The sequence below is a fragment of the Aeromonas sp. MaB10011B genome (assembly GCF_017939325.1).
GTDB lineage: Bacteria > Pseudomonadota > Gammaproteobacteria > Enterobacterales > Aeromonadaceae > Aeromonas > Aeromonas caviae.
In genome coordinates this window covers 17,972-36,220 of sequence record NZ_JAGKRK010000078.1, presented here as the reverse complement: position 1 = coordinate 36,220, position 18,249 = coordinate 17,972, and the positions used below count along the sequence as shown (strand labels likewise).

Below are 18,249 nucleotides of genomic sequence, written 5' to 3'. Positions count from 1 at the left end.
TCAGGGGTTGCCAGAAACTGTCGCGCTATTGGGAGCCAGAAGAGCCAGTTTTTTGCCCGGAATGGGCGGGAAAAGGTTTTTCTGTCTGCCTGCAATCAAATTCTCAGTGTTTAAGTGAATTTAATAGGAGGTTTAATAGAGTTTGCTTTCGATATTATCGAAAATGGAGAAGTGTTGTGCTGGGTTGCTGGCGGTAAAATAGCCATCTGTCACGGCGACTTTCCTTATTAAGCTTCATGTGCTGGGAAGTCAGTGTTTACCCGTTGGAGGATGTATGACCGAGCTGCGAATCGAGAAACCGACTCTTATTGCCAAAGTGGAAGGCACCGTTTTTGTAATGGATGCTGACGGCGCCCAGCGCCCTGCCACCCCTGGCATGCAACTGGAGCCGGGAACGCGCCTGGTCAGCGGATCCAACGGGCATGTCGAGCTGGTCGAGGCTGGCGGCGAGCGCCCCGAGCCCGCCCAGCCCGAGGCGGCACTGCCCGCCGGTGCCGATGCCGAGCTGGCGAGCCTGCAGGAGGCCATCCGTCAGGGGGCCGACCCAACCGAGCTGTTTGCAGAGACGGCCGCCGGTAATCCGGGCGCGGGCACCGCTGGCGGTGTGGTCGGCTCCAGCGCCGGCGGTTTCGTGGTGGTAGATCTCAACAGTGAGTACACCCTGGCCGATGCGGGGTTTGACACCGGTCATGAGGCGCGTCAGCCGGGCGACGAGCTGCTCTATGCCGAAGATCAGGATCTGCTGGCGGCCATCACCATCACAGAGCCCCAGACCGACGACAACATCATCAATGCCGACGAGGCGACCGGCGTCATCATCCGCGGCTTTGTCGAGGATGTGGAAGTCGGCCAGACCGTCACCGTCACCCTGATAGATCAGGATGGCAACCGCCTGACCACCACCACAGTGGTGCTGCCCGGCTTCGTCTGGGAGGCAAACTTCGGCGACGTCACCGGCAAGCTGGTGGACGGCCCCCTGACCATCCAGGCCGATACCCAGGATGCGGCTGGCAACCGGGCCAGCGACACCGGCCAGACCCTGCTCGACACCATCACCACCATTACTCTGGATTTGGCGGACGAGAGCGACACCGGCACCAGCCAGACCGATGACCTGACCCGCGACACCACACCGCTGCTGCAAGGGAAGGGGGAGCCTGGCGCTACCGTTACCCTGACCCTGGAAGGCAAGGTGATGGCCGTGCTCACCGTGGATGGCAACGGCAACTGGCAATATCAGATCCCCGATACCCTGGCCGATGGCGCCCATGATTTTCGCGTCGATGCGGTGGACATCGCGGGCAACCGGGCCAGCGACACCCTGACGGTGACGGTGGATACCCGTGCCGCCATCGACATCGACGATCTCGATACCGACAGCATCCTCGGCCATGACAAGGTCACCCTGAGCGGCAGTACCACGGACGTGGAGGCGGGGCAGCGGGTGACCATCACCCTGATTGGCCAGAATGGCCAGACCCTCTTCAGCGGCAGTGCCCTGGTGGGCAGTGACGGCCGCTGGCAACTGGGAGGCCTGGATCTCTCCAGCATCCAGGGCCCCTACGAGGTACGCGCCGAGGTGACGGATCTGGCGGGCAACCGGGTGATCGACGGGGCTCCCCTCATCGGTCAGAGCGATACCCTGACCCTCTCCGAGGCGGATCTCGCCAAGGGGCCGGTGAGTGCCACCGGATCCCTGCACACCGGAGCCGGGCTTGATGGCAACCTGCAGGTGAGTTTTGCCGCCGATCAAGGTGCCCTCAATCAGCTTAGCTTGACCAGCCACGGGACGGCGCTCGCCTACCAGGTCAGCGGCCAGACCCTCACCGCCAGCGCGGGGGGCGTGACCGTCTCACCCTGACCCTGGCCAACGACGGCAGCTATCGCATCGTCTGGAACCAGAGCCTGGATCACGGCCAGGATAGCCTGAGCCTGCCCTTTGCCCTGGAGTACCGCGACAGCGACGGGGATCGGGTGAGCGCCAATCTCACCGTCAACCTGGTGGACAGCACACCGCCGGACTTCACCATCGCCCCCATCAGCCTCACGGAGGATGATTTCACCAATCCGGCGGCGGTGGTGGGACAGAGCCAGTTCGTAGTGGGCCATCAGTCCGATCCCTTGGTGGCAACAAGTGCCGTCTTCGCGGATCAGAGTGCAACCCTGGCCCGTCTCAACGGCAGCGGTATCAGCAGCGACGGCCACGCCTTGACCTTCGAATTCACCGGTGATCGCCTGCTGACGGGTTATTACCTGGATGGGAATGGCAAGCGGGTCGAGGTGCTGAAGGCCGAGCTGACCGCCAGCCAACATGGCAGTGATATCGACGGCAATGTCACCGTCTCCCTCAATGGGCCTCTGGACCATGAGGGCAGCGACCAGCTCTCCCTCGGGCTCACCGTTTCCGCCAAGGAGATCGACGGCGACGAGACCCGCGCCGATCTGGTTGTCTCCATCAGCGACGGTGTGGATCCCCGCCTTGGCATCGACAGCGGGGTCACCTTGCAGGAGGGGGCCTCTGGCCAGACCCTGGATGGCCAGTTGCCGGTGAGCGTGGGCAGCGATCGCCTGGTGTCGCTCAATTTCGAGGCGAACCAGCCCGGCCTGAATGGCCTCACCAGCGGCGGCCAGCCGACTCACTATCAGGTCAACGGCAACGTCATCACCCTGCTGGATGCGGGCGGCAAGACCATTCTGACCGTGACCCTGGGGCTGGATGGCAAGTACCAGGTGGCGCTCGACGGCGTGCTGGATCAACCGGTCAGCACCAACAGCGTCAACCTGGGGCTGCAGGTGCAAGGCACCGACTTTGAAGGGGACAAGAGCAACCTTGGCACCCTCAATATTCATATCACCGACGGCGTGCTGCCCCAGGTCGACCCCGTCTCCCTCACCCTGGTGGAGGACAGCGACTGGAGCGCAGCCCAGACCCTCACCGGGGATCTGGCCATCACCGCCGGGGCCGATCCCCTGGTCAACATCGCATTCGATGCCAGCCAGCCCGGCCTGCAAGGGCTCACCAGCGGCGGCCAGCCCGTGGTCATCACCATCAGCGGCAACAGCATCAGCGGCGCCGTCAACGGCCAGAACGTCTTCACGTTGACGCTGGATCAGAACGGTCACTATGTCTTTACCCTGAACCAGCCGCTGGATCAGGGAAGCGCAGACAGCCTGCTCAAGGCGGGCTTTACCCTGACCGACAGTGACGGAGATAAAGTCTCCTCCACCTTGAGCGTTGCCATCGGCGATGGTGCCGACCCGGTGATCAGCGCCGTGACCGGCACCAGCCTGACCGAGGCCAACCAGGGCGCTGCCGCCGTGGTGGGCCATATGAGCTTCACCGTGAGCCACGGCTCGGACGCGCTCGATGCGAGCAGCCTGAAGTTCGATATCGCGGCCATCCAGAGCAGTCTGCATGGCAAATTCAGCAGCCACGGCAGTCCGGTCACCTTCACTCTGGACACCAACGGCGAACTGGTGGGCACCAGCGCCGACGGTCGCGAGGTGCTGCGCGCCGAGCTGGATCTGGTGGAGAGCAACGGCGACTGGAGCGTCACCGCCAAGGTGACCTTGAGCGGCGAGCTGGATCACCAGGGCAGCGAATCCCTCGACCTGCCGCTCACCGTCACCCTGACCGACAAGGACGGAGACAGGGTCTCCACCGACTTGCCGCTCACCATCAAGGATGGCCATGCGCCGCACTTCGTGGCGGGCAGCGGGGTGAGCCTGGATGAGCGTGGGCTCGACGGCAGCAATACTCTGACCGGCACCGGCCACTTCCAGATCAATGCGGGCTCGGATCGGGTGAGCGAGGTGTCGTTTGCCGACATCAGCGAGCAGCCGGCCCTGACCGCCCTGGGCCAGAGCGTCAAATACGAGCTGGTGGACGGCGATGCCAGCATCCCGGGCAACCAGGTGCTGAAGGGCTATGTGGAAGTCAATGGCCAGCGCGTCGAGGTGCTTCAGGTCGAACTGGTGGGCAAGCTGGACAACGCCGCCAGCAACGATTTTGACTACAAGGTGACCCTCTATCAGGGGGTGCACCAGAGCGGTGGCAACGCCACCGACCTGCCGTTCAAGCTCAACATCGTCGACAGCGACAAGGGCAGCGGCAACAACGACAGCACCACGGGTACCCTCACCATCCGCATTTCGGAAGGGGACAAACCGACCCTCAACCTGACCGGTGTGACGGTGAGTGAAGGGCGCTTCGATGGCGCCGGCAACAACCAGACCGGCGATGATCAGCATGCCACCGGCACCCTGACCATCACGGCGGACTCCGATCCCGTGGTGGACGTGCGGCTGACCCTCTCGGGCCAAGTCGTGGATGGGAGTGGCAAGGCCATCACCCACAACGGTGAGACCCTCACCTGGCAAGAGGTGGCGGGCAGCAACGGCCACAGCTTCCAGGCAGTGACTGCGAGCGGCACCCTGGTGCTGACGGTGACCCTGCCGAGCGTGCCGGGGCGCATCGAAGCCCACACCCAGGCAACCCTCGATTACCAGGTGACGGTACACACCAACCTGGATCACGGTGCCGACGACAAGCTCAACCTGAGCCTGCCGGTGAAGGTGACCGACAGCGACGGCAGTGTGATCACCGGCAGCACCACGGCGGTGATCACCGATGCGGCGGATCCCGTGATCACCGCCATCGAGGGGGTGACCGTCAAGGAGTCAGACCTCAACGGGGGCAGTGGCCAGCATGGAGGCACCAGCCCGTCAGGCACGGGAGAGGTTGCCATCGGCCAGGTGACGATCGCCGCCGGGAGTGACCGGGTGGTTTCCCTGCAACTGGATGTGGCCCGCTTCAACGCCCTCAATACCCTGACGTCGGGGGGCAAGGCGGTCACCATAGGGGCAGACAGCCAGCCGGGTGTCTACCTTGGCAAGGACAGCGCAGGCAAGCTCATCTTCAAGCTGACCCTGGATGTGTCCGGCCGCTACACCTTCGAGCTGACCGGCAACCTGGATCACAGCGTCCAGGGCAAGGATCTGCTGGATATCCAGCTGCCCTTGCAGGCACGGGACAGTGACGGGGATCTGAGTGCCGAAGTGATCGGCCATGTGAGCGTGCAGGACGACGTGCCCGTGGCCGTGGACGCGAGCAAGACCCTGAATGAAGGGGCGAAAGTGACCGGCGATCTGCTGGCCACTGCCAGCGAGGGGGCGGATGATGCGGTGGTGAGAGCGGTGACCATCAATGGCACCGAGCACCCCATCGCCGCCACGGGCAACACCACCATCTCGGTGACGGACGGCACGGGGCAGATCATCGGTACCCTGGTGATCAATGCCGAGGGTGACTACAGCTTCACCGCCAAATCGGGCATCGATCACAGCAACAGCACCCTGGTACAGCAGATAGGCTTCCACCTGGTGGATGGCGACGGAGATACCGACGACGGTCTTCTGACCCTGACCATCCGGGACGAGGCGGGCATGTGGAGCAGTTGCTTATCCAGGCGCCAGCCAACGCCCAGGGCACCTTCTATTTCAACGGCGTCGCACTGACCACCATCACCCAGGGGGGCAAGACCTGGTATGAGGTGCCGCCCGCGGCCATGGTGGCGGTGGCCAACACCGATGACAAGTTCCAGCTCACCGGTGTCACTTTTGTGCCAAACCACGACTACTCGAGCTACAACAACGGAGGCGCTGCGCTGCGCTTCCCGGTGCAGTTGCAGGTGGGGGTCACCGAGGGGAGCAAGCCCCCGGTGCTGACCGGCAATCTGGACATCACGGTGCAGGGCATTGCCGACAAACCCCTGTGGGATGCGGGCAACACGCACCAGCACTACACCGCGGACGAGGACAGCAGCGGCATCGCCCTCAACGTCAAGGCGGGCCTCACCGATACGGACGGCTCCGAGACCCTGAGCTACCAGATCAAATGGGCGTCCGGCCAGGGCACGCTGACCCTGAACGGCAAGGTGCTCACCCCGGGGGCGAACGGCCTCTATACGGTGGCTGGTGGCGACATCAACAAGGTGACGGTGGTGCCCGGCAAGGACTACAGCGGTGACATCAAGCTCATTGTGACCCCGGTGAGCACGGAGAAGACCCGGTGGTGACCGGCAAGGAGACGGCCCTCGGCGATCCGCTGGAGGTGATTGTCAACGTAAACCCGCTGGCGGACGACGCCAAGCTGACGGTGCGCGAGATCCAGGGCAAGGAAGATACCCTGATCGATCTGGGCAGCAAGATTGGGCTCGCCCATCTGGGAGACACCACGGATGGCTCCGAGCAGCTGTTCGTGCGCATCAGCGGCCTGCCCGCCGGTGCCACCCTGCTGCTGGGCGGGGTGGCGGTCACCCTGGATGCCAACGGCTATTACGAGGTGCCCTATGACCGCATCAATGACCTCAAGCTGCTGCCGCCCAAAAACAGCAACGTCGATTTCGATCTCACCATCAAGGGGGTGGTGAAGGACACCGCCATCCTGACCGATGCCAGCGACCAGACCCACACCGTGGTGAACGAGAAGGAGACCGGCAGCCAGAGCCTGCACGTGGATCTGGTGGGGGTAGTGGATGAACCCCATTTCGATCTCAATACCACCGACTGGACCCAGGATGGCAACGGCTACAGCATCACCATCCAGGAGGATGGCCGGGCACCGCTGGACTTCAAGCTCACCTCGGGGGAGTGGACGGATACCCCGCTCGATCACTCGGAAACCCTCAACCTGGTGCTGGAAGGGCTGCCGGAAGGGGCCAAGGTATTCGACGGCAGTGGCAAGGAGCTGACCCTGACCTTCGCCGGGCTCGATGGCAAGGGCAATCCCCTCTATCAGGTGGATGTGACCAGCCTTGGCAACCTGCAGATCCAGCCGCCCCCCAACAGCACCGCCGATCTGCACTTGGTCGGCCACGTGGTGGTGACCGAGAATGACGGCGACCACAAGAGTTTCGACGTGCCCCTCACCATCAAGGTGGAGCCGGCCATCGACGCCACCGACTATGCCAAGACCAGCCATGGCCTAGAGGATCAGTTCACCGTCCTCGACTGGCAGCCTGACCTGACCGACGGCGCCGAGAAGGTGACCCACCTCAGCCTCTCCGGTATCGAACCCGGGTATGAAGTCTGGATCCGCGTGGGTGGGGTCGAGACCCAGCTGACCGTGAGCGGCGGCGCCGTGGACTTGAGCGACGCCGAGCTGCAAAGCCTGCTCGGCGGTGGCCAGCTGCTGGTGAAAGGGCCCGAAGACAGCGACAGGGACACCACCCTCCAGAGCCATGTCACGGTGACACAAGTGGATGTGGACTCCAGCGCCACTGCCCAGAAGGTGATCGACGGCACCCTGCATGTGGATATCCAGGCGGTGGTGGAGCCCGATGCCAACCTGGTGCAGACCGGTCAGCTGGAGAGCCCGGACGGGCACGACATCCCGCTGGACGGCGTCTTCGTGTTCGAGGATCTGGACCCCAGCAGCGATGAGGTCATCGACTACCTGGTGATCAGCGATCTGCCCCCCGGCTTCGTGGTGGTGGGGGGGATCAACGACGGCCAGGGCAACTGGACCGTGCCCCACGACGCCCTCGGCAGTTATGCCTTGCGCTCGCCGGATGGCTTCACCGGCACCGTCACCTTCAAGGTGAGCGCCAGGGTGGTCGACCTTGGCGACAACAACGAGGGGGATGTGAGCGCCCCGGCCTATCGGGAGATCACCGCCAGCGCCGACTTCCATGGCGCGACCCACTCGGGTCAGGTGGCCGCCGATGTCGATTTTGACAACAGTACCCCCATCACCGGGGTGGAGGATCACGGCGTCAACTTCGGCAGCCAGCTCAAGCAGATGGTGACCCTGGGCACGGCGGACAGCGGGAACGACGAGCTCAGCATCGTCATCACTGGTCTCCCCCCGGGCGTCAACGTGCAGGGGCTCACCTTCGACTTTGTCAACGGCGAGTACCTCATCAAGCTGCCGGGTGGCCTCGATGATCTCGACCGCCTGACCCTGACCCTGCCGCAAGACTATGCCGGTGACGGCCTGCACTTCAATGTGCGCCTGGTCAACACCGACACCGTGAGCGGTGACACCAAGATGGTGGAGAAGGACGTCACCCTCTCCATCACCCCGGAGGTGGACATCAACGGCAGGGCGGACGGCCTGCCCGAGCTGCAACTGAACGTGAAGGACATAAACGGCGACGGCCAGCCTGACAACCTGGAAGACACCGACATTCATCTCGATCTCTCGGTCAAGCTCGCTGACATCAGCCCCTCGGTGGCCGATGGCGGTCTCGAGACCGTGGAGCGGGTGGTCGTGACCGTGGATCCCCAATATGGTCACTTCCTCGACAAGAACGGCCAGCCGGTCTCCACCCTCACGGTGAACGACCCGGCGGACCTCAAGGATCTGGTGTTCGTGCCCAAAGAACACTTCAGCGGCAAGGTGCCGCTGGCGGTGACGGTGGATATTCTCGATACCGCCACCACGGGCACGGATCGGGGGAGCTGGAGCGGCAACGTGAACTTCGAGGTGCTGCCGGTGAACGATCCGGCCAACCTCACGGTCCAGAACGTCACGGGCCAGGAAGATGGCAGCGTGAGCCTGGGGGGGCTGGGGGCCAGCCTCATCGACAACGATGGCTCCGAGCAGATCGTCGGGTTGCAGATCAAGGGGGTGCCGGATGGCTTCACCCTGTCCGCCCCGGCGGTCAACAACGGCGGTGGGGTGTGGCAGGTGCCTGTGGGCACCGACTTCTCCAAGCTGACCCTGATCCCGCCTGCGGACTTCAGCGGCACCGTGAGTCTGACCCTGAGCGCCTTCACTCTGGACAAAGGGCTGACCTTGCCCCTTGAAACCAGTGCGGGCTTCACCGTCACCGTCAATCCGGTGGGGGATGCGGTCATCACCGACATGCAGGAGCAGGCGAGCGGCACCGAAGGGGATGTGATCACCCTGAACCTGGGGGTGGAGACCCGGGATACCCAGGCTACCGGCGGCAATGCCGGCAATGTGCACGAGAACGGGCCCGAGCAGGTGCGCGTCACCCTGGAAGGGGTGCCGGACGGGGCAGAAATCCGCCTGCCGAGCGGGGTGAGCGGCACCGTGGTGGATCTCGGCGGTGGCCGCTGGCAGGTCACCACGGATGGGGGCAAGCTCGACGCGGTGGAGCTGGTGACCAACGACGCCAACGGCGCCATGGCGATCAAGGTGACGGCCCAGAGCCTGGACAACGGCGCCCTCGGCCCCGAAGTGAACGGCACTATCCATCTCGATGTGAGCCCGGTCAACGACGCCCCCGTCAACGTGCTGCCCGATGATCCCCAGGTGGCCCAGGAGGACGAGCCGTTCGTCATCCAGGGTCTGCAGGTCAAGGACGTGGATGCGGGCAACGGCATCATGGAAGTGCGCCTCTCGGTGGAGCACGGCACCCTGACCCTGCCGGCCGGGAGCGGTGTGACCCTGACCGGCAACGGCACCGGCGATGTGGTGCTGACCGGCACCCTGGCGGATCTCAATGCCCTGCTTTCGGGCGGCGTCACCTATCAGGGCGACCCGGACTTCCATGGCAATGACGCCTTGACCATGGTGACGGACGATCGGGGCAACACCGGCAGCGGTGGCGCCCTGAGTGACACCGATGTGCTGCCCATCCAGGTACAACCGGTCAACGATGCTCCCGTCAACCAGCTGCCAACGACGCCCCAGGTGGCGCAGGAAGATCAGCCCTTCACCATTCACGGGCTGCAGGTGAGCGATGTGGATGCGGGCAACAGCCCCCTCTCTGTCACCCTCTCCGTGCTGCACGGTACCCTGGAACTGGCGGCGGGCAGTGGCGTGACGGTGAGCGGCAGCGGCAGCAACACCCTGGTGCTGAGCGGTTCCCAGGATGCCATCAATGCCTTGCTCGCAGGGGGCGTGACCTATCAGGGCGAGCAGGACTTCAATGGCCAGGATGCCCTGACCATGGTGACCAATGATCTTGGCAACACCGGCAGCGGTGGCCCTCTGAGCGATACCAACGTGCTGCCCATCGAGGTCGAGCCGGTCAATGATGCCCCTGTCACCCAGGTGCCGGGCTCATTGCAGGTGAAAGAGGATGGCTCCCTGTCGCTCACCGGGATCAGCGTGAAGGACGTGGATGCGGGCAGTGCGCCCATCTCCATGGTGCTGCGGGTGGAGCACGGTGTGCTGACCCTGCTGGGGGCGGCAGGGGCCGTCTCGGTGCAGGGGGCGGGGACCAGCGTGGTGACCCTGGTCGGGTCGCTCGATGATCTCAACGGCCTGCTGGCAGGCAACCTGCACTACGAGCCAGCCAGGGACTTCTGGGGTCAGGACAACCTGAGCATCACCACCTCGGATCAGGGCAATACCGGCGCCGGTGGCGTCCTGACCGACAGTGCCCAGATTGCCATCCAGGTGACGGCCGAGCCGGACGATCCCCAACTGGGGGTCGGCACCCACGATATCCTTGCGCTGCAAGGGGCCTGGGTGCCGCTCAACCTCAGCGCCAGCGTGGTCAATCCGGCCCCGGGCGAGCTGTCGGTGCGGATCCAGAACCTCGGCAACGCCCAGGTGGTGGACGAGCACGGCCAGAGCGTCGGCCACGCGGATGGCAACGACTGGTTGCTGCCGATGGACCAGTCCGTGCCCATCTACCTCAAGGATCTGCCGGCGGGGGATCATGCCCTCACCCTGAGTGCCGAATCCAGCCTGGGTGGCGGCACCCTGAGCTCGGCCACGGAGACCATCACCATCCACAGCCAGAGCGGCCACGATCTGCTGGGCTCGGATCAGGGGGACTGGCTGTTCGGCTCCTCCGGCAATGATCGCCTCCTGGGCGGCATGGGGGATGATGTGCTGCGGGGCGGTCAGGGCAACGACATCCTGACCGGTGGCGGCGGCAGCGATCTCTTCGTGTGGGGCAGTGGTGACGAGGGGACGACGGCCTCTCCAGCGATAGACACCATCACCGACTTCCGTCCCCAGGAGGGGGACAGGATCGATCTGGCGGACCTGCTCAAGGGGGTGACCGACAACAGCGTGGATGGCCTGCTGGGTCATCTCCAGGCATCGGTGACCAGCACCGGCAATGGCCTGAGTGACGTGAGCCTGTCGGTCTCCCCGGCGGGGGATGGCAATGTCACCCAGCAGATCACCCTGAAGGACGTGGATCTGAGTGGCTGGAACCTGAGCGGCTCCTCCTCTCACGACATCCTGCAATCCATGCTGGATCAGCACAGCCTGATCATCCAGCACCCCTGATGGGGTGAGATGATGCAAAGAGCCGGCGAATGCCGGCTCTTTTTTTGGCTGAATATGCTGGCTTGATGTTTTCTGGTGGTGGTAATGGGAGATGGATTTTAACGGGGTGGGTGTTGTTGCTTTTCACTGTGTGGGTGGTTCAAACAACCAAAAGGTTCGCCGTCCGGGCCTCCCATCGGGCTGCCCGGGCGGTGTCAGGGCCTTGCCGCGCCGATCCCGGTCAATGCCGGCCAGAGGGGGCGCAGGCATTGACCGGGGCGTGTCTATTCCAAGCCGGTGCCCGTGATGATGGGCGGACCGGGGGGATGGCGGTCAGGCCAGCGCCCGTGCCAGCAGGTGCACCGGGTGTTCGCAGCGAAACGCCGTGCTCATCTCGATCTGCCACTTGCAGGTCTCGCAGTCGGTGATGACCAGATCGGGTTTGAGCCGGTTTATCTGATCGAACAGCCCCTGACCGATGGCCTGGCTGGTGTCGTAGTTCTCCGACTTGAAACCGTAGGTGCCGGCGATGCCGCAGCACTGGGAGTCCAGCACCGTTACCTTGACGCCGGGGATGGCCCGCAGCAGTTCGAGGGTATAGATGACGCCCCCCATCTTCTCCAGGTGACAGGGGGTGTGGTAGGCGATGTGCAGATTGAGGGGCTTCATGGCCGGTTTGTTGCCCCGATCGAACTCGTTCCACAGGAAGCGGGTCACCAGGGAGATGCGATCCCGCACCTTGTGGTTGTCCTGCTCCAGCAGGTGGGGATATTCGTCCCGCAGGGTGAAGCCGCAGGTGGAGGAGGTGGCCAAGAGCGGCATCTCGTTGCCGAGCAGGGTGTTCTCCAGCTGCTGGATGTTGAAGGCCGCCTGCTGCTTGGCCTTGTCCATGAAGCCGTTGGCAATCAGCGGCACGCCGCAGCACTTCTCCCGCGCAAGCAACTGGACGCCGATGTTCATGGCGTTGAGCACCTGCACCAGCTCCTTGCCGAGCTGCGGATGGTTGTAGTTCACATAACAGCCGTGGAAGTAGGCGATCTGGCGCGCAAAGCGGGCCTGAGTCGCTTTCTGCTTCTTGTACCAGCCGCGGAAGGTGCCTTGTGAATATTTGGGCAGGTCCCGGTGGGAGGAGACCCCCAGCGCCTTGTCCAGCACCTGCTTCATCGGCTTGAGGCCGGTGGTGAAGTTGACCACCGGGGCCATCAGGGTGGACATGCTGCCCATCAGATCCGTGTGGGAAAGCACGAACTCGCGGATCCCCGGTTTGAAGCCGCTGTACTGGTGCTTGGCCTTGGCGATGATGTCGCCGATGCGCACCCCGCTCGGGCAAGCCACTTCGCAGCGCTTGCAGTTGGTGCAGTACTTGAGGGCGCTGTCAAAGAGCTCGGGACTCTTGATGCGCAGCCGCTCCCCATCCGGGCCCGCCTGCTTGGGGCCGGGGTAGGCCGGGTTGGCCTTGGCCACCGGGCAGTAGGCGGTACAGACGGTGCATTTGATGCACTGATCGAAAGTCTGGTTGGCATGATCCAGTAGCATGTCAGTTCTCCTCCCGTTGGGTGTGAAGGCACGGGATATGGGGCGAAATCATCATTGGGCTGAACTCAAAATGTGACCGGCGGCCTGCCAGCCGGTGGCAACGGCCACGCCGGAGCCGGAACCTTCTTTAATGGGGTCATAGTGCGCCAGCACGCTGCCGGCGCCGTAGAGGTTGGCGAGGGGTCTGCCACCGCGCAGCACCCGCAGCCGCTCGTCGGTCTTGACCCCGAAGCCCATGAAGGGGTGGTGGTCGAACAGGCGGCGGCCGGCCCAGGCGTCGCGCTCGGCAAGGCTCAGTACGTCGGCATCGAAGATGGGTTCACGAATGCCCCCGAGGCGCGACTCCAGCCCGCGGCTGAAGAAGCTGCCGGAGGCGAGCACGAAGTGGTCCGCCTCGAACAGCTGATCCTCCCCGTGCTGGCTGTGCACCCCGATAACCTTGTCGCCGTCATAGCGGGCGCCCAGCACCCGCTCGCTGGTGAGGAAGGTGCCGCCAAGGGCCATGAAGCGGCGCTTTAGGGCCTCCTGCATCCGCATGCCGATGAGGGACGGCGGCATGGTGGCCACCTCCTTGATGGTGCAGCCGGTGCGCCGTTCCAGCTCGCTCAGACGCGGGCCGACCAGCCCCAGCGACAGGCAGGCGGGCAGCACGATATGGCGACAGTCGGGCACGCCGCATCCCTGCACCATGCGGCTGATCTCGCGGGCCAGATCCGCCAGCAGGTCCTGCTGGCCAGGCCCCTGCTTGTCGAACAGGCGGGCGATGTCGGCGGAGCGAAACTCGTGGGGATTGCGGCTGAACTGGGCGAGCTGGGGCTGGCGAATTTCCCCGGTCAGGATGCGGCTGTGGGCAAAGCGGGCGTGGGTCGCGAGATTCGCCGCCGCGAGCGCCGGGTGAAAATCGCGAAACCCTTCCAGGGTGGCGAGCAGGATGGCGTCGGGAGCGGGGGCATCAGTCACGCAGGCACAAGTGTCGGGGGAGAGCCAGGTGGATTTCAGAGTGCCGATGGGGGTCAGCCGCTGGTGGTTGTGCTCCTGGCGCATCAGGGGCAGCTCCTCTTCTGCGCAGTGGCGTTGCAGGTCGGCCAGACTCCCCTCGATATTCTGCATCCCCACCTTGCTGTAAGGGTGATCCGGATGGGCCGCCATGAAGGCGGGCAGGGCGGCGCGGGGATCCCCGTCGCTCTCCAGCAGATCCACCGAGCCGGAGGAGAAGTGCAGGGCGCTCTGGCCGGAAGCCATCAGCAGGGTCTTCTGGCCCGCCTCGGCCAGGCGCAGGGCTGCGGAGAGGCCCGCCATGCCGCCGCCGATCACGATGCTGTCAAATTTCATGGCTGCGCTCCTTGGTGGAATTGGCGGTGCTGGCATCGAGCGGGAAGGGGGGCTCGCTCACCAGGTGGGGGGCCGTCCACTCGCCAAGGCCGAACAGCCCTTCGTAGATCCAGTAGGTAAATTCGGCTTCCCGCAGGGCATCGCCCCACAGCACCGGCCGGGTGCCCTTGTAGCGCTCCTCCAGGAACTGGCGCAGCATGACGCAGGCCTGACGACCGTCCGCCTTGCCATACTCCTGCATCAGGCCGGCGGCGCGATAGGCGCACAGCTCCCCCTGACAGGGGCCCATACCCAGTCGAGTGCGGCGGCGCAGATCCACCAGGTTGTCCACGTCGAGCTCCCGCAGGGCGTATTCAATCTCGCCCGCGGTCACCATCTCGCACTCGCAGATGAGGGCGTTGGCCTTGGGATTGTCGCGGAAAAAGGCGATGACCCGCTCGCCGTGGCGGTACTGGGCCGAGCCTTCGGCGGGTACCGAGAGACCGGGGGCGGAGACCTTCTCCGGATCCCGCGAGCCGGGCAGGCTCAGCTCGGCGGTGCGGCAGGGCTTGCTGTTGCCAAGCTTTTTGGCAAGCAAGTCGGTGGCCCATTCGGCCATCAGCCGGTAGGTCATCAGCTTGCCGCCTGTGATGGTGTTGAACCCCTGGAGGCCGTCACGTTCGGCGTGATCCAGCAGCACAATGCCACGGCTGATGTTGCGGCCGGACTCGTCGCCATCCATCGCCACCAGGGGGCGCACGCCGGCGTAGGCCCGCAGCAGACGGGTGCGAGCCATGATGGGGGCCAGTTTTATCCCCTCGCGCAGCAGCACCTCCACCTCCTCGGGCTCGACGGTGAGCTGGTCAATCTTGTGGTAATCGATGCGACTCGACGTGGTGCCGATGAGGGAGATGGTATCGCCCGGCACCAGAATGTCCGCGTCCGCCGGTTTGCGGCAGCGGTTGAGCACCAGCTGGTTGATGCGGTAATCCATGATGAGCAGGGAACCCTTGGCGGGGAACATGCGGATGCCGAGATCGGCGTACTCGCAGATCTGCTGGCCCCAGATGCCGGCGGCGTTGATCACCTCCTGGCACTCCACCTCGAACGCTTCGCCGGTGCGGGTGTTGATCGCCTTGACCCCGTGCACTCTGTCTTGGGTGCGCAGCAGCCCCAGCACCTTGCTGTGAGTGAAGATGCGGGCGCCGTGCTCCTTGGCATCCAGCACGTTGGCAGCGGCCAGGCGGAAGGGGTCGACCGTGCCGTCCGGCACCTGAATGGCGCCGATCAGCGCCGGGTTGACGTTGGGTTCAAGGCGCAGCGCCTCGGCGGGATCCAGCTGGCGGGCGTCGATGCCCGCCAGGGCGCAGGCGTCCATGAAGGTATTTTGAAAATGGATGTCATCTTCCGGCAGGGTGATGAAGAGGCCGCCGGTGTCCTCGACGCAGTGGCTGGCGATCCGCTTGAGGATGCGGTTCTCCTGAATGCACTCGCGGGCGGACTCCTGATCCGTCACGGCGTAGCGGGCGCCGGAGTGGAGCAGGCCATGGTTGCGGCCCGTGGTGCCGGCGGCGATGTCGTCCCGCTCAAGCAGGATGCAGTCGATGCCGCGCAGTGCGCAATCGCGCATGATGCCGGCGCCGGTGGCGCCCCCCCCTATGATGACGACTTGTGTGGTGATTCTTTTCATTCTTGCCCGTCTCATCTCTTCCAGATGAGGCCAGTGTGGCGCCTTCACGACGTAAAATGTTTGATATGGGCCAAATTAATGTTCGTAAACGCTCACTGAGTGTGAGGCGATGAGCGAAATGTGATGAACCTCACGTCACCGTCGAGGCGGGCAGGGGAAAGCATGACGGGAGGGGAGAAGGCCAGCCCGGGGGCTGGCCAGAGGGCGGCGTGGGGGAAACCTCAGCCGCAGCACTTCTTGAACTTCTTGCCGCTGCCACAGGGGCAGGGGTCGTTTCGCCCCACCCGCAGCGGCGCCGGATCCTGCTCGCCGTCGGTGTAGACCCAGCGCCCCTGATGGCGCACGAAGCGGGAGCGCTCATGAAGGCAGTGACGTTCGTCCCCCTCCAGGAACCAGGCTTTGAATTCCACCATGCCGAGGGTGTCATCGGGGCCGCCCTGGCTGGCGAGGATCTCGAGGCCATCCCAGCGGGTGTCGGTCGATGAGAGGTCGGCCGCGGTCAACCCGTTCAGATAGTCCGGGTGCCAGCTGTGTACCAGATATTCTCCCAATCCCAGCACGAAGGCGCTGTAGCGGGATCGCATCAGCTGCTCCGGGGTGGCGGCGGGCTGACCTGCGTGGAGTACACCGCAGCACTTGGCAAGAAAAAGAGAGGAACCGCAAGGACATAGGTTCATGAGTCAGCTCATCTGGTCGATAATTAAAGGTGGCGGGATTGTAGCGAACGCACTTCCCTTTCGGCCAGCTTCCCATGCCGTTTAGGCAGACATCATGCAGCAATGAACACAGCACAAAGGGTGACACAATGACACTTAAGCAGAAGATCCTGTTACTGGGGGCCATCCCCGTGCTGCTGATGGCCCTGGTGGTCAATCTCAGCAACTACCTGGTGGCCAGGAGCGATCTGGAGTCGGATCTGGTGGTGGCGCGGGAGAGGGCAATCAAGGAGCGCAAGGCGCTGCTCAGCAGTTATCTGATGCTGGCCAAGACGGCCATCGAGGGCAGCTACGGCAAGCCTGACAGCCCCGAAGTGCGCCAGCAGGTGAAGGAGATATTGCGGCCGCTGCGCTATGGCAGCGACGGCTACTTCTTCGTCTACGACTATCAGGGCAATACCGTGCTGCTGCCGACCCGGCCCGAGATGGAGGGGAAGAACCGCTGGCAGGACAAGGATACCAAGGGTGCCTTCCTCATTCAGGGGATCATCAAGTCGGCGCGGGAAGGAGATGGCTTCTCGGAGTACTGGACCAACAAGCCCTCTATCGGGCGGGATGCCCCCAAGCTCTCCTTCAATCTGGTGCTCGACAAGTATCAGTGGGTCGTGGGCACGGGCTTCTACATCGACGACATCGACAATGAGCTGGCCACCCTGCGCAGCGAGCGGGAGGAGACCATGTATGGCTCCCTGAAAACCGGGGTGCTGTTCATCCTGGTGATCCTGGGGGTGACCCTGGCGGCCACCGTGGTGATCGGCAACCGGGTCACCCGCCCGCTGGCGGATGCGGTTGCCGCACTCAATGACATCGCCGACGGGGACGGGGATCTGACCCAGCGCCTCAAGGTGCAGAGCAAGGACGAGGTGGGGCAGCTGGCCGCCGCCTTCAACCGCTTCGTCGAGCGGATCCAGTCGGTGGTGAGCCAGGTGGGGGAAACCAGTCACCAGTTGCTGGGGGCCGTGGATCGGCTGCATAGCCTGAGCGAGCATGCGGACAGGCAGATGCAGGGCCACGGCAAGGAGACGGATCAGGTGGTGACCGCGGTGACCGAGATGAGCTCCACCGCCCAGGAGGTGGCGGCGAGCGCCTCCAACGCAGCCAGCGCAACCAGCGATGCGGCCCGCGAGTCCGATGCGGCCCGCGGCGTGGTGAACAGCGCCATCGGCAGCATCAACCGGCTGGTGGACGAAGTGCATGTGGCGGCCGGGGTCATCGAGCAGCTCGCCCATGAGACCGGCAAGATAGGCTCCGTGGTGGAGGTCATTCGCGGCATCGCCGATCAGACCAACCTGCTGGCCCTCAACGCCGCCATCGAGGCGGCCCGGGCGGGCGAGCAGGGGCGCGGCTTTGCGGTGGTGGCGGACGAGGTGCGATCCCTCGCGGGCCGTACCCAGCAGAGCACCAAGGAGATCAACGAGATGCTCCAGCGCCTGCAGGGCGGGGTGAAACAGGCGGTGGAGGTGATGCAGGCCAGCGAGGCACGCAGCCAGGAGACGGTGCAGGAGGCGAGCCACATCGCCAGCTCCCTGGACAGCATGGTGGCGGCGGTCGGCACCATCAACGACATGAACATCCAGATCGCCACGGCCGCCGAGGAGCAGCACGCGGTCTCCGAGGAGATCAACAAGAACCTGGTGGCCATCCAGCAGATCGTCAGCGAGCTGACCGAGGCGTCCGGGGAGTCCAGCACCACCACCCGCGCCCTGGCAGGCACGGGTGACAAATTGCGCCAACTCGTCTCCCGCTTCCGTTACTAATCACATTTTTGCCGTCTGGACAGGATTTCCAGACGGCAA

General features: G+C 64.3%; 5 protein-coding genes and 1 pseudogene. 2 read left to right on the top strand and 4 right to left on the bottom strand.

Annotated elements, in window-relative coordinates; genetic code table 11:
* Positions 1–274: 274 nt before the first annotated feature.
* Positions 275–11,221 (top strand): annotated as a pseudogene (locus J9893_RS21790) (retention module-containing protein).
* A gap of 312 nt (positions 11,222–11,533) precedes the next feature.
* Here the strand turns inward: J9893_RS21790 and glpC are convergent.
* From glpC to J9893_RS17715, 4 genes are all read right to left on the bottom strand, one after another.
* The gene (gene glpC, locus J9893_RS17730) at positions 11,534–12,736 is read right to left on the bottom strand and encodes an anaerobic glycerol-3-phosphate dehydrogenase subunit GlpC (RefSeq protein ID WP_042017056.1); all 1,203 of its coding nucleotides are present in this window, start codon (positions 12,734–12,736) and stop codon (positions 11,534–11,536) included.
* Between the two features lie 51 nt (positions 12,737–12,787).
* Positions 12,788–14,068 carry a glycerol-3-phosphate dehydrogenase subunit GlpB gene (gene glpB, locus J9893_RS17725; protein WP_201996951.1) on the bottom strand — a complete coding sequence of 427 codons (1,281 nt, stop codon included), beginning with the start codon at positions 14,066–14,068 and terminating at the stop codon, positions 12,788–12,790.
* Positions 14,058–15,737: an anaerobic glycerol-3-phosphate dehydrogenase subunit A gene (gene glpA, locus J9893_RS17720; protein ID WP_201996950.1), complete on the bottom strand. Its 1,680-nt coding sequence runs from the start codon at positions 15,735–15,737 to the stop codon at positions 14,058–14,060. Before glpA ends, glpB begins: the two co-directional genes overlap by 11 nt.
* A gap of 221 nt (positions 15,738–15,958) precedes the next feature.
* Positions 15,959–16,414 (bottom strand): YchJ family protein, encoded by a 456-nt coding sequence (locus tag J9893_RS17715; protein ID WP_080768035.1) that lies wholly within the window; start codon positions 16,412–16,414, stop codon positions 15,959–15,961.
* Positions 16,415–16,542: 128 nt separating this feature from the next.
* Between J9893_RS17715 and J9893_RS17710 the strand changes: the two genes are divergently transcribed.
* The gene (locus J9893_RS17710) at positions 16,543–18,210 is read left to right on the top strand and encodes a methyl-accepting chemotaxis protein (RefSeq protein ID WP_010674921.1); all 1,668 of its coding nucleotides are present in this window, start codon (positions 16,543–16,545) and stop codon (positions 18,208–18,210) included.
* Positions 18,211–18,249 lie beyond the last annotated feature (39 nt).

Bases quoted from the DNA above. Each gene is read 5' to 3' on its own strand.
- glpC (WP_042017056.1), bottom strand. From the start codon at position 12,736: ATGCTACTGGATCATGCCAACCAGACTTTCGATCAGTGCATCAAATGC.
- glpB (WP_201996951.1), bottom strand. From the start codon at position 14,068: ATGAAATTTGACAGCATCGTGATCGGCGGCGGCATGGCGGGCCTCTCC.
- glpA (WP_201996950.1), bottom strand. From the start codon at position 15,737: ATGAAAAGAATCACCACACAAGTCGTCATCATAGGGGGGGGCGCCACC.
- J9893_RS17715 (WP_080768035.1), bottom strand. From the start codon at position 16,414: ATGAACCTATGTCCTTGCGGTTCCTCTCTTTTTCTTGCCAAGTGCTGC.
- J9893_RS17710 (WP_010674921.1), top strand. From the start codon at position 16,543: ATGACACTTAAGCAGAAGATCCTGTTACTGGGGGCCATCCCCGTGCTG.